This is a genomic window from Ruegeria sp. AB6, from assembly GCF_056542685.1.
Map to the genome: position 1 here is coordinate 92659 of NZ_JBQGAD010000012.1, position 21595 is coordinate 114253.

17 protein-coding genes and 1 tRNA gene are annotated in these 21595 nt (G+C 53.5%); 11 read left to right on the forward strand and 7 right to left on the reverse strand.

The window, feature by feature from the left end; all coding sequences use genetic code 11:
- The first annotated feature begins 6 nt into the window (after positions 1 to 6).
- From ACR0DB_RS19500 to ACR0DB_RS19510, 3 genes are read left to right on the forward strand one after another with little or no spacing between them, the layout of a single operon-like run.
- Positions 7 to 1425, forward strand: coding sequence for an aminobutyraldehyde dehydrogenase (locus tag ACR0DB_RS19500; protein ID WP_170770730.1), 1419 nt, complete (start codon positions 7 to 9; stop codon positions 1423 to 1425).
- On the forward strand, positions 1425 to 2156 hold the full coding sequence (locus ACR0DB_RS19505; protein ID WP_170770728.1) for an SDR family NAD(P)-dependent oxidoreductase: 732 nt from the start codon (positions 1425 to 1427) through the stop codon (positions 2154 to 2156). Before ACR0DB_RS19500 ends, ACR0DB_RS19505 begins: the two co-directional genes overlap by 1 nt.
- Positions 2156 to 3088 carry a 3-hydroxyacyl-CoA dehydrogenase NAD-binding domain-containing protein gene (locus tag ACR0DB_RS19510; protein ID WP_170785373.1) on the forward strand — a complete coding sequence of 311 codons (933 nt, stop codon included), beginning with the start codon at positions 2156 to 2158 and terminating at the stop codon, positions 3086 to 3088. Before ACR0DB_RS19505 ends, ACR0DB_RS19510 begins: the two co-directional genes overlap by 1 nt.
- On the opposite strand, the gene ACR0DB_RS19515 is transcribed toward ACR0DB_RS19510, so the two are convergent.
- Positions 3048 to 4097, reverse strand: coding sequence for a GlxA family transcriptional regulator (locus tag ACR0DB_RS19515; protein WP_480552578.1), 1050 nt, complete (start codon positions 4095 to 4097; stop codon positions 3048 to 3050). The two genes, ACR0DB_RS19510 and ACR0DB_RS19515, sit on opposite strands and share 41 nt — an antisense overlap.
- Before the next feature lie 466 nt (positions 4098 to 4563).
- On the opposite strand from ACR0DB_RS19515, the gene ACR0DB_RS19520 reads away from it, so the two are divergent.
- Complete coding sequence (locus tag ACR0DB_RS19520) at positions 4564 to 5064, forward strand: hypothetical protein (RefSeq protein ID WP_170785369.1); 501 nt, start codon at positions 4564 to 4566, stop codon at positions 5062 to 5064.
- An 11-nt stretch (positions 5065 to 5075) separates the two neighbouring features.
- Here ACR0DB_RS19520 and ACR0DB_RS19525 read toward each other — a convergent pair whose 3' ends face one another.
- From ACR0DB_RS19525 to ACR0DB_RS19535, 3 genes are all read right to left on the reverse strand, one after another.
- Positions 5076 to 7820, reverse strand: coding sequence for an AsmA family protein (locus tag ACR0DB_RS19525; RefSeq protein ID WP_480552580.1), 2745 nt, complete (start codon positions 7818 to 7820; stop codon positions 5076 to 5078).
- A gap of 112 nt (positions 7821 to 7932) precedes the next feature.
- Complete coding sequence (locus ACR0DB_RS19530; RefSeq protein WP_336510154.1) at positions 7933 to 9558, reverse strand: L,D-transpeptidase family protein; 1626 nt, start codon at positions 9556 to 9558, stop codon at positions 7933 to 7935.
- 129 nt (positions 9559 to 9687) lie between these two features.
- Complete coding sequence (locus tag ACR0DB_RS19535) at positions 9688 to 10086, reverse strand: helix-turn-helix domain-containing protein (protein WP_170785365.1); 399 nt, start codon at positions 10084 to 10086, stop codon at positions 9688 to 9690.
- Positions 10087 to 10385: 299 nt separating this feature from the next.
- Between ACR0DB_RS19535 and ACR0DB_RS19540 the strand changes: the two genes are divergently transcribed.
- The gene (locus tag ACR0DB_RS19540) at positions 10386 to 11570 is read left to right on the forward strand and encodes an alpha/beta hydrolase (RefSeq protein WP_480552581.1); all 1185 of its coding nucleotides are present in this window, start codon (positions 10386 to 10388) and stop codon (positions 11568 to 11570) included.
- 119 nt (positions 11571 to 11689) lie between these two features.
- Here the strand turns inward: ACR0DB_RS19540 and ACR0DB_RS19545 are convergent, their stop codons facing one another.
- Positions 11690 to 12316: a TetR/AcrR family transcriptional regulator gene (locus tag ACR0DB_RS19545; RefSeq protein ID WP_480552583.1), complete on the reverse strand. Its 627-nt coding sequence runs from the start codon at positions 12314 to 12316 to the stop codon at positions 11690 to 11692.
- Positions 12317 to 12368: 52 nt separating this feature from the next.
- Here ACR0DB_RS19545 and ACR0DB_RS19550 point away from each other — a divergent pair, with 52 nt between their 5' ends.
- Together ACR0DB_RS19550 and ACR0DB_RS19555 are read left to right on the forward strand one after the other, a co-directional pair.
- Entirely contained in the window at positions 12369 to 12932 is a 564-nt protein-coding gene (locus ACR0DB_RS19550) for a hypothetical protein (protein ID WP_480552584.1), read from the forward strand.
- Positions 12933 to 13225: 293 nt separating this feature from the next.
- Positions 13226 to 14899: an alkaline phosphatase family protein gene (locus ACR0DB_RS19555; RefSeq protein WP_480552586.1), complete on the forward strand. Its 1674-nt coding sequence runs from the start codon at positions 13226 to 13228 to the stop codon at positions 14897 to 14899.
- Positions 14900 to 15248: 349 nt separating this feature from the next.
- Here ACR0DB_RS19555 and ACR0DB_RS19560 read toward each other — a convergent pair whose 3' ends face one another.
- Positions 15249 to 16220: an adenylate/guanylate cyclase domain-containing protein gene (locus tag ACR0DB_RS19560; protein WP_480552588.1), complete on the reverse strand. Its 972-nt coding sequence runs from the start codon at positions 16218 to 16220 to the stop codon at positions 15249 to 15251.
- Positions 16221 to 16681: 461 nt separating this feature from the next.
- Here ACR0DB_RS19560 and ACR0DB_RS19565 point away from each other — a divergent pair, with 461 nt between their 5' ends.
- Entirely contained in the window at positions 16682 to 17953 is a 1272-nt protein-coding gene (locus ACR0DB_RS19565; RefSeq protein ID WP_480552589.1) for an adenylate/guanylate cyclase domain-containing protein, read from the forward strand.
- 290 nt (positions 17954 to 18243) lie between these two features.
- On the opposite strand, the gene ACR0DB_RS19570 is transcribed toward ACR0DB_RS19565, so the two are convergent.
- Positions 18244 to 18319 (reverse strand) — tRNA-Thr (locus ACR0DB_RS19570).
- Positions 18320 to 18462: 143 nt separating this feature from the next.
- Between ACR0DB_RS19570 and ACR0DB_RS19575 the strand changes: the two genes are divergently transcribed.
- The 3 genes from ACR0DB_RS19575 to arsJ are packed head-to-tail and all read left to right on the forward strand — an operon-like array spanning position 18463 to position 21553.
- Positions 18463 to 19296 carry an arsenate reductase/protein-tyrosine-phosphatase family protein gene (locus ACR0DB_RS19575; protein ID WP_480552591.1) on the forward strand — a complete coding sequence of 278 codons (834 nt, stop codon included), beginning with the start codon at positions 18463 to 18465 and terminating at the stop codon, positions 19294 to 19296.
- Positions 19293 to 20291 (forward strand): ArsJ-associated glyceraldehyde-3-phosphate dehydrogenase, encoded by a 999-nt coding sequence (locus ACR0DB_RS19580; RefSeq protein WP_480552593.1) that lies wholly within the window; start codon positions 19293 to 19295, stop codon positions 20289 to 20291. Before ACR0DB_RS19575 ends, ACR0DB_RS19580 begins: the two co-directional genes overlap by 4 nt.
- Positions 20288 to 21553: an organoarsenical effux MFS transporter ArsJ gene (gene arsJ, locus ACR0DB_RS19585; protein WP_480552595.1), complete on the forward strand. Its 1266-nt coding sequence runs from the start codon at positions 20288 to 20290 to the stop codon at positions 21551 to 21553. Before ACR0DB_RS19580 ends, arsJ begins: the two co-directional genes overlap by 4 nt.
- Positions 21554 to 21595 lie beyond the last annotated feature (42 nt).

The window sequence follows — 21595 nt, forward strand, 5'->3', positions numbered from 1 at the left end:
GGACCTATGCAAACGAAAATGCTGATAAACGGCGAGCTGGTCGAAGGCACAGGCGAGGCACTCGATGTCCTGAACCCAGCGACAGGCGAGGTGCTCGAGGCGGTACGCGAGGCAAGCCCGGAGCAGATTAAGGCGGCGACCCGCAGCTCTGCAGAAGCGTTTGACGCATTCGCGAGAACCCCTCCGGCAGAGCGCGCGGCGTTGCTGCTGCAGATCGCTGATGTGATCGAAGCGCATAGCCAAGAACTGGCCGAGCTGGAAAGCTTGGATGTCGGCAAACCGTGGCCATCTGCGCACGATGACGAGATGCCGCTGACCATCGACGTCTTTCGTTTCTTCGCAGGCGCTGCTCGCACCATGACGGGGTCTGCGACCGGCGAGTACGTTGCAGGCCACACATCCATGATCCGCCGTGATCCAGTCGGGCCTGTGGCTGCAATTGCGCCGTGGAATTATCCGTTGATGATGGCGTCATGGAAGCTGGCCGCGCCGGTTGCGACAGGCTGTCCTTTAGTACTGAAACCCTCTGAACTGACGCCGCTGTCTACGCTGCGTCTGGCGGAGCTATTACAGGATGTCCTTCCCAAGGGCGTGCTGAACGTGATCCACGGACGCGGCCCGTCCGTTGGTGACGCGTTGATCAACAGCCCAGAGATGGAGGCGATAACGATCACGGGGTCACCAGCTACCGGCATGGCGGCCATGCGCGCGGCTTCTCAGCAAATCCGTCACGTGCATCTTGAACTGGGAGGGAAGGCCCCGGTCATAGTATTCGAAGACGCAGATCTTGATGCCGTAGCCGAGACGATTCGATATGGCAGCTATTTCAACGCCGGTCAGGACTGCGCGCAACCCTGCCGCATCATGGTGGCTGATGGTGTTTATGACCAGATCGTAGCTGCAATTCAGGATCAGGTTGACCAGATCCAGATCGGTGCGCCTAAGGCCAAAGGCACGGAAATGGGGCCGCTTGTGTCCGCTTCTCAACGCGACCGTGTCGCTGGTTTTGTTAACCGCGCGCGCAACGCTGCGGAGATCGTCTCAGGCGGCGCCACAGGCGACGGCGACGGATTCTTCTACAAGCCCACAGTCATCGCCAATGTAGACAACGACGCGGAGGTTGCCTGTAATGAAATCTTTGGTCCTGTTGTCACCGTTTCCCGGTTCTCGGATGCGGAAGAGGCATTGAAGATCGCAAATTCAGCCAGCTATGGTTTGGCATCCTCGGTCTGGACCCGCGATGTGGGACGCGCCATGAATATGACTTCTAAGCTGCGCTATGGCTTCACATGGGTGAACACCCACGGCGTTGCCACGCCCGAAATGCCGTGGGCCGCGATGAAAGGCTCGGGTACAGGCAGCGACATGTCAGTTTACGCCTTGGATGCCTATACCGCGATCCGGCACGTGATGGTGGCACACTGATGCGGTTGGCGGGCAAGTGCGCTTTTGTGACGGGCGGCAGGCAAGGCATCGGCCGCGGTATCGTAGACGCGTTTTTGAGCGAGGGCGCGACCGTTACGACTTGCGGACGTGGGCCTCGACCCGGCGGACTGCCTGAAGATGTCGTTTGGCATGAGCTCAACGTGTCAGATCCTGCGGCAGTGAACATCATCGCCGAGGCGACGGACATTCTGGTCAACAATGCGGGTGTGCAGGTCGAGAAAACTGTGGTTGATACCACGGATGCCGACTGGGAACTGGTGATGGGCGTAAATGCACGTGGCGTTTTTAACTGCTGCCGCGCGTTTGTCCCGCTTATGCCCAAAGGCGGATCGATTATTAACATCGGCTCGATTTCTGGCAACGTCGCGGACCCGTCCATGGCGCTTTACAATGCGTCAAAAGCGTTCGTGCACGGGCTGACGCGTTCCATCGCCGTGGATCACGGACCAGACATTCGTTGCAACGCAATTTGTCCTGGCTGGATCGAAACCGGAATGCTCGATGCAGGGTTTGATCTTGCTGACGACCCTGCAAAAGCGAAGCAGGACGCACTGGCCCGTCACGCTGTTCGCCGGTTCGGTAAGCCTGACGATATTGCCGCCATGGCGGTTTGGTTGGCCTCGAACGAAGCTGCATTCGCGACAGGTCAGCTCTTTGTAATTGACGGCGGTATGACCGCTGCGTCACCGCTTTACCCGGGGCTTTTCTGATGGACGAGATTGTACATACAGCCGTCTTAGGTGCTGGCGTCATTGGCGCGAGTTGGACTGCGCTTTTTCTTGCAGCGGGGCGCTGCGTGACGGTGTTCGATCCTGATCCGAACGCGGAAACCAACGTGCGAAAGTACATTGAAAGGGCGTGGCCCGCCTTGGACGAATTAGGGCTAACCGCGCGCGCCACGCCTGACGCATTGCGCTTTGTTGCGCGCGCGGGTGAAGCGGTGCAAACTGCCCAGTTCGTGCAGGAAAACGTGCCAGAACGGCTGACGCTCAAACACGCAACCTACCGAGAGATAGAGCCCGTGCTGCAACCCGGCGTGATTGTCTCAAGCTCGACCTCCGGTCTGACGTTGGAGGCGTTACAAAAAGGTTGGAAAGACCCAAGCCCTTTAATCCTTGGTCACCCATTCAATCCACCGCACCTGATCCCCTTGGTCGAACTTACGGCTAACTCAGAAACAGGGGCGGGAGTGTTAGACCGGACTGAAGCCTTCTACGTCGACATCGGCAAGGTGACCATCCGCATCAACAAGGGGATGCCAGGACATGTTGCCAACCGTCTGCAAGCGGCCATCTGGCGCGAGGCGGTACACATGGTTGTCAAAGGCGTGGCGAGCGTCGAAGACATCGACAAAGCCATGTGGGCCGGGCCGGGACTGCGATGGGCTGCCATGGGGCCGACAACCCTGTTTCACCTTGGCGCCGGTGAGGGCGGGTTACAGGGTTTTTGCGACCATTTCAAAGACACGTTTAACGGATGGTGGGACGATCTGGGCGATCCACGACTAGACGACTATACCGTAAAACTGTTGGTCGACGGCATGGTTAAAGCATCCGAGGGCAAAACCACGGCGGAGCTATCCGCGAAGCGGGACAAAATGCTTACGGCGATGCAGATCGCGACGCGTCCGCATCGCTCTTGAGATCCGGCTTGTACATCGGCCAGGCGCGGAACTCGAAAGGGACGCGACCTTCGATCCGATCTGCGCTTGGTGTTAAACCGAACCGTTGATTATAGGCGCGGCTGAAATGAACCTGACTGTTGAACCCGGATGCGGCCGCGATCTCACTGAATTTCAATTCGGTTTGGGTAACCAGTCCGCGGGCCCGGTCCAAGCGAATGTCGCGATAATAGGCGACAGGTGATTTGTACACGTACTGATCGAACAATCGGCTGAGCTGACGTTGTGAGACACCCAGTCTTTCCGCGATCTCAGGTATCGACAGCGTCGTTTCGAGGTGGGCTTCCATTAAGTCGATTGCCGCTCGCACAACGCCAGACGTGACATAGCCCATTGGCTCGACGACTTTGGGGTTCTGCGAACGCCCTTCGCCTCGAACCTCGTGATGAAACAGATACCGCGCCGTCGCATTCGCAATGCTCTCGCCGGCCACCGCATGCACTAACCGCAGCCCCGCATCAGTAGACGCCGTGCCCCCGCAACACGTGAATATGCGGTCATCTTGCACGAACATATTCTCAGACACGTCCGTATCCGGGGCGATTTCGATGAATGCATCGATATGTTCGTAATGAACCGTCGCTGTCTTTCCCTTCAGCATACCTGCGTTTGCAAGTATGATCGCGCCTGTGTCCAATCCACCGATGATCGCGCCCGACCGCCACCACTTTTGAAACAAATTGCGAAGCTCGTGCGACGTGTAGCGCTCGGGCGTCCAGCTTGAACTAACAAGAACGAGCCAAGGGTTGCTTTCATTGACGTCTTTAACGGGGGCGGTTTCAATCAGCATCCCATTGCTGGCCTCGATCCCGCCGCCGTTTTCTGAGACAAGGGTCCACGAAAACTTATTTCTCCCTGACAAGTAGTTAGCCACGCGAAACGGATCAATGAACGACGTTGTCGCCGACGCATTGAAATGTGGAGTCACGAGAGCGATTATTTCATGCTGGGTTATGGTTGGACTGGACATGTCTGATTTTGTCTAAACGCGTCTGAATTTGTCAAATGAACTGCGTTTATGTTGCGGCCGCAGCGAATGTCGCCTTGGGGGGCCGCATCTCTGCATCGACGGTAAATGCCAGATGTCAGCAACTGGTCGACAGCAGAAATTCCTGCACTTCATTTGACTATCCGCTTTGTCCGCGAAACGGTCATTTGGGCAAACCGCAACTAACGACGGCAGCGAGCCCATTTTGACCGCTGCCGCGCGATGTCCCAATGACAGCAATGCGCAGAAAGCGGACTTTGCAAAGTGCAGCAGACTGTTCAAACCGGGCATTCCTTCCAATAGCAGCGTATACGGCTATGAGCAGGAAGCAGACTTCACTGTTGCGCACCAAAAACTTGTGACCTGATTAAGCTTCTTCTGTATCGTTTGATTGATCTTCCTTGATCGGTAGGATGGGTAAACCTTCAAAACTAATCTGGGGTTAAAAATGTACAGGTATGTGCTGGCAACATTGGCTTTGTTTTGTGCAAGCTTACTTCATGCCGCTGGTATGGAGCGGTGGGGTGATTCCGGGGACTGGACAATCCTGATTGATCCCGAAAAGGGCAACGGCTGTCTCGCGTGGAAGCCCTTTGAAAACGACATGACCGTTGAAATTGGTGCAGCGCCCAATCAGGCTGGCGGCTTCTTTGCTGCCTTTAATCCGGCCTGGGTTCAAATCGAAGACGGTGCGACGGGCATCGTAAGGTTCGACTTTGGTGATGCGAAATTCGAAGGAGAAGCCGTGGGTGTCTACAAGAATGGAGTTCCCGGTGGCTACGCCTTTTTCGACAACCCGGCGTTTGTAACCGAGTTTGGAAAGCGCCAAAGCGTTACGATCATTGGCGAAAGCGGGGCCGAGGTTGAACTCGATCTCAGCGGATCTGCAAAAGCCATTGAGGCCGTTCTGGCGTGTCAGGCCGAGCAGCCGGAACCGCTGAAGAACTAGGGCGCGCCCGATTATTGCAATTGATTGATGTCCGGTACACATGGCTGCCTGTCGGCAGGCATGGCATCAGCGCCTTCCGGGGCCTTGTTTCTCGACCCACCCACATCCAGCTTGAACTTTGGTGAGGTAAGCTGGCCCGTCACATCAAAGGGCCAAGCGCTTCGGGATAGGGGTTTGCCAACGCGCCGCGGCTCCGCTCTTATTGCTATCGTATCGTTCAGCCAATCCAATTGCCCTTTTGCAACCAATTGAACCGATCCCGTTTCAATAACGATGGAGTTTGAGCTCACCCGCCCAGCTTGAATATCAACCGGGGCGACCACGCAAGTGATGTCGGTGTAACCTTGTCGGAACTCCTCCGAAAACAGCCATGGGAAGATGCCCAGCCCGGCTAACTCCAGCAAACTGGTACTGATATAGCCCTGTGACATCGACAAAGACACATTGCCACGCATGGAATTGATGAAGGCCTTGCCCGAGGCGGTACTGCCAGAAACGTTGAACTCACCGCTCAAACGCCCATAGGCCTCAATACCAATGCCCAACTCATCCAAGATTTCGCCGAATTCCCATCCCGAGGTCGATCCCGACAATGAAAGCCAACCAGGAGAGTCAATCAGATCCATGACCGCCCGTAAGCTGAAGTTTCCACCGCCATAAGCCATCTGAAGAGGTCCGAAATCCACAGTTCCATCTTTGGCAGACAATTGACTTGAAACGGACGTTACTCCTTGCTGGCCTACAATCTCTTTGAATTCGATCTGTACCTCAACGTCAGCTTCTAGCAGCACGCGCTGCACATCCAGAAGATCGGCAGGTTTCCCTTTTTCCTTTGGCAATACCAAGGGCTGGACGTCTGTCTCCTTCGGTAAAACCAAAGGTTGAACTTCGGCTTCAGGTTCCTTCGTGGTCTCGCCTAGCAGACTTTTCAGTTGGTCCAGTACAGTAGTCAGGTTCTTTAGGTCGTTGAGATCGAGACGCTCGCTCGTAATGTTGCCACGGATGACGGGTGCACCTTCGGGAAACTTTGCATCCAAAGCCGCAAGAAGATGCGAAGACCCAGCCTCGAACTGGATTGCGGCATCAAAGTCTTCACCCTGCCTGGAGGTTTCAGCATCGATAGCGAGTGCTCCGATTTCAACAGGTTGCAGGTTGAGCGCGGTCAGAAACTGGGCGCTGTCGTCGACGTCCAGTTTCACATCAAAATCGAGACCAGCCAGCCCTTTTAGCTCGTTGACAGATAGTGCAAGATCGAGCGCCCAGAGATCGGTGTCGTAAGTGGTCGCGTTGAACCTGTTGAGAGAAACTGGCCCGCCCGCATTGGATATGTTGAAATCGGCTTTGACGCCGCCGAACTGGTCAACATAGTCTTCGTTGAGGTTGGGCAAAATCAACTTGGCGGGCCCGTTTAGCAAACCATCGAAAGTCACGTTCTGAAGCTGAAGCAGATCGAGGATTTCACCTTCGGCTTTCAGGACAGGCTCGTCAATTGGCCCGGCTTGCAGCGCGATTCCCAGCATGGCGAGCCGGCCATCTGGCATGCGGCGAATGCTTTCGATTGAGGCTGGGCCGATTACGTCTAACCCCTGGTCGAACGCATTGGTCTGGAACAGCAACTTCTCGAATTCGAAGGAAGCCAGGGATCCGACCATATGCATTTCAAAGCCAGTAAACTTCAGTTCTTGGATACTTTTTGCTGCTGGCGGCGGCTGTCCTTCCGGATGAAGCCGTGCGTTGAAAAGCAGATCAACGCCCTGAGCGGTGTAGAGGTCATCTATTGAACCTTCAGCTTCGAGTTTTTGTCCATCCTCCAGGCTTACGGTAGTTGTAAACGCCTCGATCTTCAGGGCGTCCTGAGACACGAGCTCAGCCTGCAACTGGCCATTCCCTTCCAAAACGCGTTCCAACCCAATGACATCTAGAAAATCACCGAATTCACCGGTGTCCATCTCCAACACAGCTCGATAGCCACCACCTTCGTCTTCCGTGAAGGGCTCGCCATCATAGCTCACGGTCATTTCTCCAAAACTCGCTCGCGTCTTAAATGGCGCGTCATGGGGGTAGTCGCCTTCGATTTCGAAACCCTGACCGTTGACGGAGCCGGAACCAGAGACCTTTGTTCTTTGTCCATTATCTACTTGTTCGAGCGCAAGTGACTGGAGGTCAAACACAAACGAGAAGCCCGAGACCTTGTCGTCGATGTTTAACCCGATTGACGTGAAACTGACGTTCTTGTCGCTCAGGAAGTTCAAGATCCCACTGCTTTCGGTGTCGCTTTCATCGATACTATCAGCGCTAGCGACGTCTTTTTGATCATCCGCTGATACAGGTTCCTCGGACACGGGCCTGGGTGTTGGCCTGCCTTTTCGCCAACTTGTCGTGCCGTCTGCGGCTGTAAGAAGATTTGCTTGGAGCCCTTCCACGACGAGATTGTCAAAATACAGACGACCGTTGGTCAAGGCGACAATGTCCAGCTCCAGTTCCAGCAGGTTCAACTCTACAAGAGGTGACTCCGGCATTGTCTGGCTCGGGATAACCACGCCACCGACGTGAATGTAACTCGTGCGGCCAAGCGCGACGCTTACATCATCGTTGACAAGAAGTGGCCGACCAATTTGTTCCGAAAGAACTCTTTCCACAAGGCCGCGCCGCGTGTCCGAGAACATCGGAGCGGCAAGCAACAACCAGACAAAAGCGACGGCAGCGAAGGCTAGAAATGCAACAAGCCCAACTATTCTTACGAGCCAAACCCTCATGTGCTCCCCTATTGCAGCTCACACTGCTTCGAATTTCCGCCAATTGGAAGTCACCAATCCTACTGGCAATTTAGCACACTCAGAATTGCGTATCTCTTTGAGAATGACGTGTTCATCGGTCCAAAGCTTCAAGTATTCGAGCATCTCGTTCGTATGGGTCCTCACGAAAATGTACGGCCCCATCTTCGACCCACGCAGTCCAATAGGTCAAAAGGACCGGCATGGGCTCGGGTAGGTTAACTCGCGTTGTCTTCCCGCTATCGAGAATGGATTGCATCTTTTGCCGGCTCCAGCCCGGCTCTCCCTCCATCAAAAGGCTGGCAAATTCGAACGGATACTCAAGACGCACGCAGCCGGAACTTAGGTTCCGCTCATTTCGGTCGAAAAGGCTGCGGTCGTTGGTATCATGCAAGTACACTGCGTATTTATTGGGAAACATGAACTTGACTAAACCTAACGCATTGTCTGGGCCCGGCTGCTGAACCAAAGTGACGCCGGGATTCTTTGCCCCCCAGTTCACAGCGTTGGCAGGAATTGTGTGACCGTCTTTGTTCCGAACTAAGTAGTTGTTGCGCGCCAGATAGGCAGGATCCTTGCGGATGCGCGAAAGCTTGTCTTTCCGAAAAATCGAGGCGGGAACGGTCCAAGTCGGATTGAATTCCATGTATTCAATCTCATCTCGGAACACTGGGGTTTTGCGGTAGGCTGAACCTGTGATTGATCGGGTGGTCCAAAGCGTCCCGCCAGATGTGACCAAGTAAGTACGAGCGCCTGCAATATTTACCAGCACGAACTCTTCGTCGATTTCCCGCATGAGCCAACGGCCTCGTTCCAGGCTGAGGCGCAACTTGTTTATGCGATCTTCGACAGGTTTGTTGAGAGACGCGAAAGTCTTACCACCAACGACGCCATCTGCTTCCAAGCCATGACGATTTTGAAAGGATTTAACCAACTGCACCAAGTAATCGTCATAAACCCAAGCTGGATCTATGCCGTTTTGCCTGATTTCTGGAAATTCATTTGTTCCATCGTAGCCTTCTGTCGCTAGCCTTTTTCGCAGTTCGGCGACGGCAGGATCCACCATTTCCGGCTTCAGAACTGTTTCTTCGGGGACTTTGTTCCAGCCTCCCTTTGATGCAATAGCTCTGTATTTGCGCAATGCATCAACGAGCATCGTATATTGCGCATTGTCGATATCGATGCGTTCAATCAAAGCGCTGAAGCCTTCACCTTGAAGAAATTGGTTCAATACAATGGAAGGGTCTTGTTGAATTACTGGTTTTGAGAAGTTCCAATCGTCGTCCAATGCGTTTGGATCGACTTTTCCAAAAACCAAATGATGCACGAGTTTTACTGCGGCGTCGGTTGCCAAAATGTCGAACAGGGCTTTATTTGAGGCATCGCCAGCCTGTGAGTCTTTGAAAGCGGATCGAAGCTCTTCTAGCTTGAAATCACTCGGCGTAAAGCCCTGATCAATTGCTCCATCCAACTCCTGAAATAGTTCGTCGACCAATTCAAAACTTGTCCAAGCTGGCGCAAATTCTCTGTCTGTATAGAAACGAGGCACAAGGATTCCTGCGTCCAAACTCTTACTGTTAGAAAGTGTGCCACTCGCATTCGTATTTGACCGTAGCAGCGCTTCTATCTGCTCCGAGACTTGGTCTGCTGCGCCTAAATTGGGGCAAGTCATCAGCGTTGCAGTCAGTACAGTTGCTACCGCTGATCTAAGAACTTTCACCGTCCCCTCCTAAACAGCCAATCTATATGTGGGTGCTTCGAAAAAGGATACTCCAACATTTTGTATAATCAAATCGTAATTTGTTGTTCTCAGGTTTTGCTGGCAAAGCGGACATACTTCACGGGCAAATCATCGACCATCTAGGTCGTGCCTTAACCGGCAAGGCGACGATCCAAACCAACGGCGACACGTTCGTGTAAACGCACTTAGGTTTTTGTAGCCCAAGTTCTTTCCAATCTTTGTTATGGAAAGGCGCCCCTCGGTCAACCATTGCTCCGCCTGACGCATTTTCGCGCTGCCTACGAGTTCTGCCCCTGTGGTGTCGTGTCTTGTAAGTTCTCTTTGCAGCGTTTTAGAATGCAAACCGATGAATTTTGCAAACCCGTCCAAGCCGGGCCATGCGGAGTAGTCAATCACAGAGACTAAGTAGGCCAAGTCGAGCACTTTTTGAATGGGACTGTCCGCTTCCGTCGCCTCGTTTCGTTCAAATTTTGATTGCTGCATCAACCAAAACGCGGGGAACGACATACTAACCTATTATTGCGTTCTGTTGTCTTGGGTTTTTTTGGCTAAATGGCGAAGTCGAATGAACACTGAACGGACGGCGGCAAATATGTAATCGCACTGCTGGCTGCGACCGAATGCACAATCAGATCCGATTTGGCGAAGGTCAGGCATTTGAGAACTAGGGGTTGGCATGTGTTTGTTCCTTGTGTGACGTGAACACTGTGCCTTCGCAGGCGGGCGAATACTTGAAGAGAGCATCCAGATTTTCTTGAGAAAAATTAGGCCTTCTCGGATTGCCCACATTGAGTCATGCTTAGTCTATGAAGGTCACTTTCGGAGATTGCGCGGTCGATACTGATCGGCAGATGTTTTGGAAGTCAGGTAAATCCGTACGTCTTGAGCCGCAGGTTTTTGGCGTGTTGGAATACTTCTTGCGGAATCCAGAAATAGTGGTCTCGCGCGACGATCTTGTCGAAAATGTCTGGGATGGCAGGATTGTCTCAGATTCAACTATTTCAACCAGGATCAATGCGGTCAGACGGGCCATCGGCGACAACGATCGTGCGAACCGCATGCTCGAAACGCTGAGTAAGCGGGGGTATCGGTTCTCTGTTGAAGTCTCCAGCGTCGCGTCGACAAGCCCTGATACCCAGACACCACGCTCTGATCGCCAGATCACGAAAGTTGCCCGATCCGCAGATGGCACTGTAATCGCCTACGCTACCAGCGGTGAAGGTCCGCCTTTGATGAGGGCCGGGCAATTCCTGACGCATCTGAATATGGATTGGGAGAGTGAAGTCAGGCGACCGACGCTTGATCGCCTCGGCGCACATTTTTCTCTGACGCGATACGATCAGAGAGGGACCGGGCTTTCGGGAGCCTCCGCAACGGATTTCGCGCTTGAACGGCTGGTCGAGGACATGCTTGCTGTGGCCGACGACGCTGGACTCGAACGCTTTCCGATCTGGGCGACTTCACAGGGGGTGCCTGTGTCGCTGGCATTCGCGGCCGCCTATCCTGAGCGCGTAAGCCGAATGGTTCTGTACGGTGGTTTTGTTCAGGGCCGCGCCGTCCGTGAGCCCGAACCCAACTCTGTTCAGGCGGATACCTTTCTTGACCTCATATCAGAAGGTTGGGGCAAGCCAAGCGGTGCATTTGGCAAGGCTTATGCGACGTTATTTATGCCCGAAGCATCGGCGGTACAGATTGATGACATGTGCAAGATGCAGTTGGCCTCTGCATCACCGGACACAGCGATCGAACTCAGGCGTTCGATAGACACCTTTGACGTATCAAACATCCTCGACCAAGTACGGGTGCCGGTCCTCGTAGTTCACACAACTGAAGACTCCGTCAATCCAGTAAGCCAATCTAGCTTGCTGGCCTCTTTGCTGCGAGATGCACAGTTGAGAATCGTGGAAGGTAGAAATCACGTACCTCTGCCAGGAACAGACGCATGGGAAACGATTATGCATGTATCGCTCGATTTCCTAAGGTCTGCTTAGTCCGCAAGGCAGGCATCGGCTTGACATCTCTGAACGTCCGCTTCATGCCCATTTTTCCAAATGCTGCGCCATGTGCGAATGGCCGCTTCGAAGCAGAATGTCAAATGACCAGAAGTACTCTACGTCCCTGACAACAACACGGCCGTCATCGCGTGACCTAATAACGCTCTTAAGGCATCGTCATGTTCTGCAGATAGTGCATCAGCATCCACCGAAACACGACCAACGAACATTCCTGAGACGATGCTGAGTAACATTCCAGCCTTTTGATCAGCGTTGTTACCGCCGATCAAAGCAGCAAGTTGCTCGACCATCGGGTTACCGAGCTTGTTGCGAATAACGTCATGCGCTTCCTCGGAACCGGAAGACTTGATAGCTACGACCATAGGGTCAAAGCCACCCGTTGGATCAGCTTTGCCCAAGGCGATGTCAGCCAATGCCTCAACCATCTCATTAGGTGACAGGCCGTGAAGAGGGGCAAGATCAATACATTCTTCCATGACAGCTTCGAATAAGCCGATCTTCGAGCCAAAGTAACGATTGATGAGCGCGGCATTGCACCCGGCATCCGACGCGATATTGCGTGTGCTCGCCGCATTATACCCCGTCCGCTGAAATTCTGTTCGCGCTGCATCAAGCAGAGCGTTTTTGGTTGCGGATGGATTGCGCTGCTTGGCGCTGGACATCTTTGGCTGGTTCAATGCATTACTCAAGTAATCACCTGTTGACTTATCTTTACCCATCATTGTAATCACCTGATTACAACTTATGCCAACCAATTCCAAGCGAGGCTGCAAGATGCCCGATGAGATTCACATTATCGATCATAGTGATCGTGTAGAAAGCCTGTTTGCCCCTTACCGCGACATCATTGGCGACGATTACCCGGCATATCTGGGTCACGTGTATCGTGTGATCACCTATGCAATGCACTTTCTTGATGGCGACGAAAAAGCAAGACCTTTGGTCGAAACCGCATTTGTTTACCACGACCTTGGCCTCTGGACAGAGAACGAGCTTGCTTATCTGGAACCATCTGAAGAGCATGCCTTGGCCGACAACGAGAAATATGGCTGGGGGTTTGATCCTCAATTGCTGCGGGATGCGATCCACTGGCATCACAAGGTTTTCCCTTACCGCGGCCCAAACCAGCGTATCGTAGAAGCCGTTCGCAAGGGCGATTGGGTCGATGCGACCGATGGTAAAATTCGCAAAGGTTTGACGCGGGCGCAAGTTAAGGCCGTGCAAGATGCAATCCCGAACTATGGTTTTGGCGACGTCTTGCAAAGGCTTGCCGGGGATCTGGGAGGCAACAAGCTAAGCGGCAACCTCCGCGTCCTACGTCACGTGTTCAAGTGGTAGTTGAAGGCAGTCATTGGCGCAGCCGCAGCGAAAGTTCGCTTCGTCCGCATAGCGGTCATTCGCGATATTTCAGCCAACGTCCGCTCGTGTGAGAAGCAGTCATTCACGGTAGGAACTTTAAATTTTTGTCCTGAACGGCTGCTTTACGCCTCTTGTCAGTCATCTGAGAAAACGCTCAGATGACTGCGTTGAGCCCAAATCGGAAGTTCAAAAGAGCATCTTTAATGACCCTCAGTAGCCGGTGGACGCAGATGCTGGTATTCAGAGGATTGGGTAGTTCTATGAGGTCATAAATGCAGCGATCATTTGCCTTAGTCTCAACACTCCTTTTTTCAATATCCACGACGGCGGCTAGTGCAACGGAAGACATCCGACTCGTTGTTCAAATCACAATTGATGGACTGCGCGGCGACTTGATTTCTCGTTATGAGGCCGCCTTCGGCGAAGCTGGTTTCAAAAGGCTTTTGGAAAGCGGCGTCTGGTACACCGACGCTCATCATCGTCACGCCAACACCGAAACCATTGTTGGCCACGCGACACTCGCGACAGGAGCCCATCCCTCTGAGCATGGAATGATTGGCAATGCCTGGTTCAACAGGGCTGAAGAGCGATTGGGATACAATATTGAAGATCCGGACTACCCGATGTTGCCGGTTCCAGGCGTCGGTGGAAACGTTGATCAAGTCGACCCGACACAAGCCGCTGCTGTGACATCGGGCCGTTCTCCCGTTAACTTGTTGGCGACGACGTTCGGAGACGAACTAGTGAAAGCCAATGCCGGTCGATCAAAAGTTTTTTCCGTATCTGGCAAAGACCGTTCGGCGGTTGCAATGGCAGGGCATTCTGGAAAAGCTTTATGGCTGTCGGCGGCTACAGGGGCATTTGAAACAAGTGCTTTTTATTATGACGCGTATCCCGATTGGGTTCTCGACTGGAACTCTAAACGCGCCGCAGATGCTAAGATCGAAAGTGAGTGGTGGCCGGAGTGTTCTGACGCGCCTTACCTAATGGAAAGAAAGGAACGCTCCTTTGTAACCAACCTTGGCACATTCGGTCGCACTTTCCCTCATTTCTATGGGAAGCCGGAAGACGGGCTCTACTACACGCAGGTTTTATTGTCGCCTCATGGGGATCGGATCACGGCCGACTTTGCAAAAACTGTTGTCAAAGAGGAGGGGCTTGGTGACGATAAATGGCCGGATTACCTAAGCATCAGTTTTTCAGGTGTAGACGCAACCAACCATTTCTTCGGACCATCCAGCCTAGAAAATGAAGAAATGGTGCGCTGTTTGGATGAGACATTGGCTGATTTCTTTGAGTTCATGGATCGAGAGGTTGGACGAGCGAATGTGCTTTATGTGCTTTCCGCCGATCATGGCATGCCGGAAGCGCCAGAAGAGATGGCCGAAGCCGGGCTTTCGACATTCCGTAACTCCACCGAAGCATTGATGATAGATGTGAATTCGGTCATCGCCGATGAGTTCGGAGTGGAATCCGCAATACAGTTCTTTTTTCGTCCTTACGTATATCTGGACAATGCCGCCATTGAAGCGTTAGGCGCCGACAGGCGTGTTATCGAGCGACGCATTGTCGAAAACTTGATGGCTGCACCGGGCATTGAGCTTGCGATGCCAACTGAACCGTTTCCTGAACAACGAGGGCATACCCTTGAGGAGCAGATCCGGCGAAACTATCACCCAACACGTTCTGGCGACATTTATGTTGTTCAGACACCTTATTCATTTCTCTTCGAGGAAGGTCCAATTGCCGTAATGCACGGATCGCCTTGGCGCTACGACACGCATGTTCCAATCATTTTCGCTGGTCCAGGTATCAAGGCAACTCGCGTCAGTCGTCCCGTTTCCACGGTGGACGTGGCCGTCACACTGAGCACTATTTTAGGTATCAGCCAGCCTAGCAGCGCTGCGGGTGAAACATTGAGCGAGATTGACGTTACATATCCATAAGCGGTCTTGTCTTTTCGTCGGGTGACCAACGGCAATGCGTATTGGTGGAAAAAAACGCCGATCTGTGATATCGTATGGGGGATGGTTCAATGCTGATTGCGACATGGTTTGCAATTCCGTCCCTAAGAAAGTCACCCATATTCCGGATTTCTTTGCCCTTGCCACCTGTCCATTTTGCCGCGATCAGCACGTAGTTTCCCACCGTGATTTAAAGAGCAAGGGCAGGCCAATTGATGGAACTGCGGAGTGGGTGTGTTCACTCTGCAAGGGCATTCCGCGAAAAGGGCAATTTGATTGAATAATCCCCTGGGGGACGGGGCTGGTCTTCGAAGTCATACCCAGCGAGCAGCTATCGCTTCCATTGCAAACGGTAAACTGTGTGATCATCTGGAAGTCCTTTGAGGACCAAAGATCGTGCGGTCGCAAATTCGAACTCGTGATTTTCTCCAACGATGGCTCTCGTCACATCTGACACAAGAATTTCACCCGGATTGGCCGACGAAGTTATGCGAGCCGCTTTGTTGACTACGGTTCCGAAGAAGTCGCCACGCGCCAAAACAACGTCGCCAGTATGAACGCCAACCCGTAGGCCCAAGCGCGGTTCCACATCGCTCATAGCAACGGCTTCCTGTATTTTGATCGCCGCCAGAAGCGCTTCAGTCGCGGATTGGAAACTGGATAATGTCCCGTCTCCTAGCGACTTCACGAATTGCCCCCGATGTGTTGCGACAATACTCTCAACAGTCTGAAAATGCTGATCTATCAACGCCGACCAACCCTGATCTCCCATGGCCGCCGCGAGCATCGTACTGCCTTCGACATCGGTAAACAGCACCGAGGCCAAACCTTCTGCTTGAAGCAATTCCGGACCTTCTTCGAGCGCAGCTTTCACAAGAGTTTGAATAGCCAACTGTTCGCTGCCTACAAATTCCATATTTGGGTAGGGAAGAGAAGCGTGACGATTAATGATCTTCCACGACGCACCCTCTAAGACGAATACCAGCACCGTGCGGACGATGTAATCATCTCTAAGCCCTGGAAACCCAACCCGGTGCAGAAAAGCAGACCAACCCGTCTCTCCGTTCTCGAAGGCTTCGGCTTCGAGAACTTCCCACACATCCGGCTCCGGCATTTCGCCGATGAATTCGCCGACTCCATCGCGAACAACCTGGCCTTTCCAAAACTCATTCTCGCCAGTTCCAATGAAGCGCAGATCGACCGAGTCGGAGAGATAGTCCTTCAAAACATGCGTATTGAGGGTCCTGATCGCCTCAAACCAGCGTTCTGTTACAGCAAGTATCTCAGGTGAAGCCTTGACCACAACTGATACTCCCAACACAGGCGAAACAAGCGCAAAGTAAATTCGTCGATCTGGAATCCGCCCTACTGAGTTTATGCTGCCCACACGCAAGCATGTAATCAAGGAAGAAAATGGTCGGTATAGACTCCAAACACACCTTGGACCACGTTGAACAGAGGCAGAGTTGTTGAAGCTTCATCTGGTCGCCGCACTTAAGGCGCTGCTTCCAGCGTCCGCTTTGTTCGCTTAGCGGTCGCTCGCGATATTCAGGCGGACGGCCGCATCGAGCCCGTCGCTTACCTTGGAGTACAGGGGTGAAACTGGTTGTTTAGCGCACCAAGCTAGGAGGCGATAGCAGTGCTGTGATACAAAAGGACTGAAGGCTCGGAACAAGACTCCCTGTGCTCATTGTGTCAAATCGGTCTAAGGTCTCAGTATCGAGCTGGTTCAATACGCTTTTTTGGACAAGAAAGTGTCTCAGTATGATTGAGTTCAGCAGGTCTCCACTTTTAGATAGCGTTGCCGCTTGGCTGATGGGGTGCGGTCTTCGCGATACCAAGGCCGAGGATGTGGTGCGAGGCTTTGGCAACCGTCTGGTTTCCGCTGGTGTCCCTGTTGCTCGGATCAACGTCGGGGGCATGGTCCTGCACCCAATTTTTGGCGCTTTGAATGTGCTTTGGACGGTCCGCGACGACCAAGCCAAAGTCGAACTAACGCCCAGAGACCAGCTTGCGACACCTGGATTCCGCAATACACCTTTTTTCGATTTGGCGCATAACGGCGGTTCCTATCGGCGTTACAAATTGGAGGATGGGTCGGTCGAGACCAGTTTTCCGATCCTGGAAGAGCTTCGTTCAGATGGCGCAACGGACTATCTGGTTCAGTTTGAAAGCTATCATCGCGACGACGCTAGCCGCTGGTCGGATTTTCCGCCTGGAATGGAGGGCGTTATGATGTCGATTTCTACACGACGTATAGGCGGATTTAGCGACTCTGAAATCAACTATATCCGAGCACTCATGCCTGCCCTTGCACTGGTTATAAAAAACGCTCAATCGCGCATTCTTGCGCAAGGTCTCATGGATGCCTACCTAGGAAGCTACTCTGGAAACCGTGTCTTGGATGGTGTAATCGAGCGCGGCGATGGAGGGGCAATCGACTGCATTTTGTTTTATTGCGACCTTAGAAACTCCAGTCGGATGGCAGAAGACATGCCATTGGATAGATATCTGGCGTTAATTAACGACTATTTTGATTGCACGGCCGGGGCAGTAGAAGATCACGGCGGTGAGATCCTTAAATTTATCGGCGACGCTGTTATGGCAATCTTCCCAGTAGACGAAAAGTCGAGGCCGGCAGTCGACATGAGCCGTGCCGCATTGTCTTCAGTGTTGGAGTGCTTAGCTCGCGCGAGGGAAAAGAACATCATTTGGCAAAAGTACGGCGGCAGAATTGAATTTGGAATTGCCTTACATCGGGGTTCCGTAATGTATGGAAACGTCGGCACGGAACGTAGGCTGGATTTCACCACGATTGGCCCTGCGGTAAACCAAGTCAACCGGCTTGAGGGTCTGTGTAAGTCTCTTAAAACACCTTTGGTAATGTCCTCGGAATTCGCAGCAGATGTTGCAACGCGGCTTGAGCCCTTGGGGCAACACCAGCTAGCAGGTATGTCGCAATCAACAAAGGTCTATACGCTTCCAGAGTTCGCACCACCCGTCCATAAAAGTAGCTCAATTAATCGATCCAAATGAACGATTTATTTGATCTTAAGTTAGTAACTTCGGATTTCTGCAACAAATGATGAACGGGTGCTTTGTCCGCTTAGCAGACGCTCAGTCAGTTTTGGCGAAGGTCCGCTCCTGAGCCAAAGCGGATGTGCTTAATAGTATGGCCATTCTTAACAGTAGGAAGTGGGTGATGGGCATGGAATTGAAATCAACCCGGGATCATCAGGCATCAACAAAAAATCGGGGGGCAAATCAGGGGATATTTATCAATTTATCGCAAAAATATTCAAAAATTGGTAAAATACAGCTATTTTTGGTGCCTCAAGAGGGATTCGAACCCCCGACCTTGTCCTTACGAAGGACCTGCTCTACCAGCTGAGCTATTGAGGCAAGCGAGGGCTCGTTTAAACCGTCCGGGTCAGGCGCGCAAGCCCAGTTCTTAGGCTCTGGGTGCAGAACCCTTACTGTGAAATTTTTGTAACAGCGCTGAATAGTGGTTGTCGCACATCCCTTATTTCAATATTTCGTGAAATATGGAATATGAAACAACAGATCAGTTGGCCACCCTGGGCCATCCGCAGCGGTTAATGGTGTTTCGCATGCTTATGCGACGCTTTCCTGACACTGTTCCTGCCGGTGAACTGGCAGTGCAGCTGGATATTAAACCCAGCACCTTGTCGAACTACCTGAATGCTCTGCAACGCGCGGGACTGGTGCGGCAGGAGCGGTTGGGGACATCGCTGCTATATTCGATCGAGATGACGAATGTGCAGCACATGCTGGACTTCTTGCTGAACGATTGCTGCAGGGGTCGGCCTGATATCTGTATGCCGTTTTCACAAGGACCCGAGACCATGCCTGATCGGAAATACAACGTTTTGTTTTTATGCGTGGGCAATTCCGCCCGCTCGATCTTTGCCGAATCCATTCTGCGCACGTTGGGAGGGGATCGCTTCAACGTCTACTCGGCCGGAACGCAGCCTGCATCTGAACTGAACCCTTTTGCAGTGAAGGTTTTAGCCGACAAAGGGCACGATACCTCGGTGCTGCGGTCCAAGCATATGTCTGAATTTGCAGCCGATGATGCCCCTGAGATGGATTTCGTGTTCACCGTCTGCAATCAAGCTGCAAACGAAGACTGCCCCGCCTGGGAAGGTCAGCCGATCAGTGGTCATTGGGGCATGGTTGATCCGGTCAAGGCGACGGGTACGGACGCGGAAAAAAGCCTCGCCTTCCAAAACGCATATGGCGCGCTGAAGCGCCGGATCGAGGCGTTTACCTCTCTGCCGGTCGCAAGCCTGGACCGGATCGCATTGCAAACCGCCGTCGATGATATCGGCAGAACCCCCGTTGAGGATATGAAATGACCACTTACGCGGTAAACGGCCTTGGCCGGATCGGAAAACTGATTCTGAAACCCTTGCTGGAAAAGGGTGCCAAGATCGCCTGGATCAATGATGGCGTCGGCGACCCCGAGATGCACGCGCACCTGTTGGAATTCGACACGGTTCACGGCCGCTGGGATGCGGAATTCGCCCATGACGCCGACAGTGTGACGATCAATGGCACGCGCTTGCCGTTCATTGGCACCAAAGACCTGTCCGACCTGCCTCTGGACGGTGTGGATGTGGTGATCGACTGTACTGGCGTGTTCAAGACCGAGGCCAAGCTGGCCCCGTATTTTGACGAAGGGGTAAAGAAGGTTGTAGTCTCGGCCCCGGTCAAGGACGGTGCGACCGCAAATATCGTGATGGGTGTGAATGAGGGCACCTATGATCCCGCGACCCATCACATCGTGACTGCGGCGTCCTGCACCACCAACTGTCTGGCTCCGGTTGTCAAAGTTATCCACGACAATCTGGGTATCCGCCATGGTTCGATGACCACGATCCATGATGTGACCAACACGCAAACCATCGTGGACCGCCCCGCCAAGGACCTGCGGCGCGCGCGCTCGGCGCTGAACTCGCTGATCCCGACCACAACCGGCTCGGCCACGGCGATCACGCTGATCTACCCGGAACTGAAGGGTCGTTTGAACGGCCACGCCGTTCGGGTGCCTTTGCTGAACGCCTCGCTGACCGATTGCGTGTTTGAGGTCGAGCGTGAAACCTCTGCCGAAGAGGTCAACGCCTTCTTCAAAGCCGCCGCCGAGGGTGAGTTGAAAGGTATTCTGGGCTATGAGACCCGACCATTGGTTTCGACGGATTATACCAATGACGAACGATCCTCGATCGTCGATGCGCCCTCAACCATGGTGGTGAACGGGACGCAGGTGAAGATCTATGCGTGGTATGATAATGAAATGGGCTATGCGCACCGTCTGGTGGATGTGGCGCTGATGGTGGGGAACGCGCTGTGACCGACCGGCCCGAAGGACTGTCGGCCTATATTGCGGTCACGGCGGCCTATTGGGCCTTTATGCTGACCGACGGAGCCCTGCGGATGTTGGTGCTGCTGCACTTTCATACGTTGGGCTTCTCGCCGGTGCAGCTGGCGTATCTGTTTGTCCTCTATGAAATCGCCGGGATGGTGACAAACCTTGCAGCGGGCTGGATCGCGGCTCGGTTTGGCTTGACCTCGACACTCTATGCCGGGCTTGGGTTGCAGGTGGTGGCGCTGTTGGCGCTGACGCAACTAGACCCTAACTGGGCGATTGGCGCATCTGTGGCCTTTGTCATGATCGTGCAAGGCGCAAGCGGAGTGGCCAAGGATCTGGCCAAGATGTCCTCGAAATCCGCAGTGAAACTGCTGGCCCCAACAGAGGGCGGCGGGCTGTTTCGCTGGGTCGCCTTGCTGACCGGATCAAAGAACGCTGTCAAAGGGCTGGGCTTCCTTCTTGGTGCAGCCATGCTGGCTACACTGGGCTTTCAGGCGGCTATTATCGTGATGGCGATCGTTCTGGCGGTGATCCTGTTCGCGGTTGTCCGGTTTATGCCTCCCGGTCTGCCCAAAGGGCGCAAGGGCGCGAAGTTCTCCGAAGTCTTCTCGAAATCTGCCAACGTCAATTGGCTGTCCGCCGCGCGGGTCTTCCTGTTTGGTGCTCGTGACGTGTGGTTCGTGGTCGGAATCCCGATCTATTTCTACGCCGTTTTGTCCGATGGCACGGAAGAGGGCAATCGCGCGACCTTTTTCATGATCGGCACCTTCATGGCGTTCTGGATCATCCTCTATGGCGTCATTCAGGCCAACGCACCCAAAATCCTGCGCTCCCAAGACCGAACTGAAGGCGATCTGATAAACGCTGCCCGAAGCTGGGCCGCAGGCCTGTTCTGTGTTCCGTCGGCGCTGACCGTGGCGGTTCTGATCTCGGACGGACCGCAAACATGGCTGACCATCACACTGGTTCTTGGCTTGCTGGTGTTTGGGGCGCTGTTTGCCGTCAATTCGGCGCTGCATTCCTACCTGATCCTCGCCTTCACCAAATCCGAGCGTGTCACGATGGATGTGGGGTTCTACTACATGGCCAACGCCACAGGCCGGTTGCTGGGCACGGTACTGTCCGGACTGACCTATCAGATCGGTGGATTGCCTTTGGTGTTGGGAACAGCAGCGGTTATGGTTGCTTTGGCGGCAATCACCTCGGGCAAGCTGACGGATCAAAGCCAAGAGGCGCATGCCTAAATGCCGCATACGCCCTTGGTTTCAAACTGTATGGATGCGCCG

Bases quoted from the DNA above. Each gene is read 5' to 3' on its own strand.
- ACR0DB_RS19575 (WP_480552591.1), top strand. From the start codon at position 18,463: ATGGAATATGAAACAACAGATCAGTTGGCCACCCTGGGCCATCCGCAG.
- ACR0DB_RS19580 (WP_480552593.1), top strand. From the start codon at position 19,293: ATGACCACTTACGCGGTAAACGGCCTTGGCCGGATCGGAAAACTGATT.
- ACR0DB_RS19550 (WP_480552584.1), top strand. From the start codon at position 12,369: ATGCCCGATGAGATTCACATTATCGATCATAGTGATCGTGTAGAAAGC.
- ACR0DB_RS19500 (WP_170770730.1), top strand. From the start codon at position 7: ATGCAAACGAAAATGCTGATAAACGGCGAGCTGGTCGAAGGCACAGGC.
- ACR0DB_RS19555 (WP_480552586.1), top strand. From the start codon at position 13,226: ATGCAGCGATCATTTGCCTTAGTCTCAACACTCCTTTTTTCAATATCC.
- ACR0DB_RS19515 (WP_480552578.1), bottom strand. From the start codon at position 4,097: ATGTCCAGTCCAACCATAACCCAGCATGAAATAATCGCTCTCGTGACT.
- ACR0DB_RS19565 (WP_480552589.1), top strand. From the start codon at position 16,682: ATGATTGAGTTCAGCAGGTCTCCACTTTTAGATAGCGTTGCCGCTTGG.
- ACR0DB_RS19545 (WP_480552583.1), bottom strand. From the start codon at position 12,316: ATGATGGGTAAAGATAAGTCAACAGGTGATTACTTGAGTAATGCATTG.
- ACR0DB_RS19540 (WP_480552581.1), top strand. From the start codon at position 10,386: ATGAAGGTCACTTTCGGAGATTGCGCGGTCGATACTGATCGGCAGATG.
- ACR0DB_RS19505 (WP_170770728.1), top strand. From the start codon at position 1,425: ATGCGGTTGGCGGGCAAGTGCGCTTTTGTGACGGGCGGCAGGCAAGGC.
- ACR0DB_RS19510 (WP_170785373.1), top strand. From the start codon at position 2,156: ATGGACGAGATTGTACATACAGCCGTCTTAGGTGCTGGCGTCATTGGC.
- ACR0DB_RS19520 (WP_170785369.1), top strand. From the start codon at position 4,564: ATGTACAGGTATGTGCTGGCAACATTGGCTTTGTTTTGTGCAAGCTTA.
- ACR0DB_RS19535 (WP_170785365.1), bottom strand. From the start codon at position 10,086: ATGTCGTTCCCCGCGTTTTGGTTGATGCAGCAATCAAAATTTGAACGA.
- ACR0DB_RS19525 (WP_480552580.1), bottom strand. From the start codon at position 7,820: ATGAGGGTTTGGCTCGTAAGAATAGTTGGGCTTGTTGCATTTCTAGCC.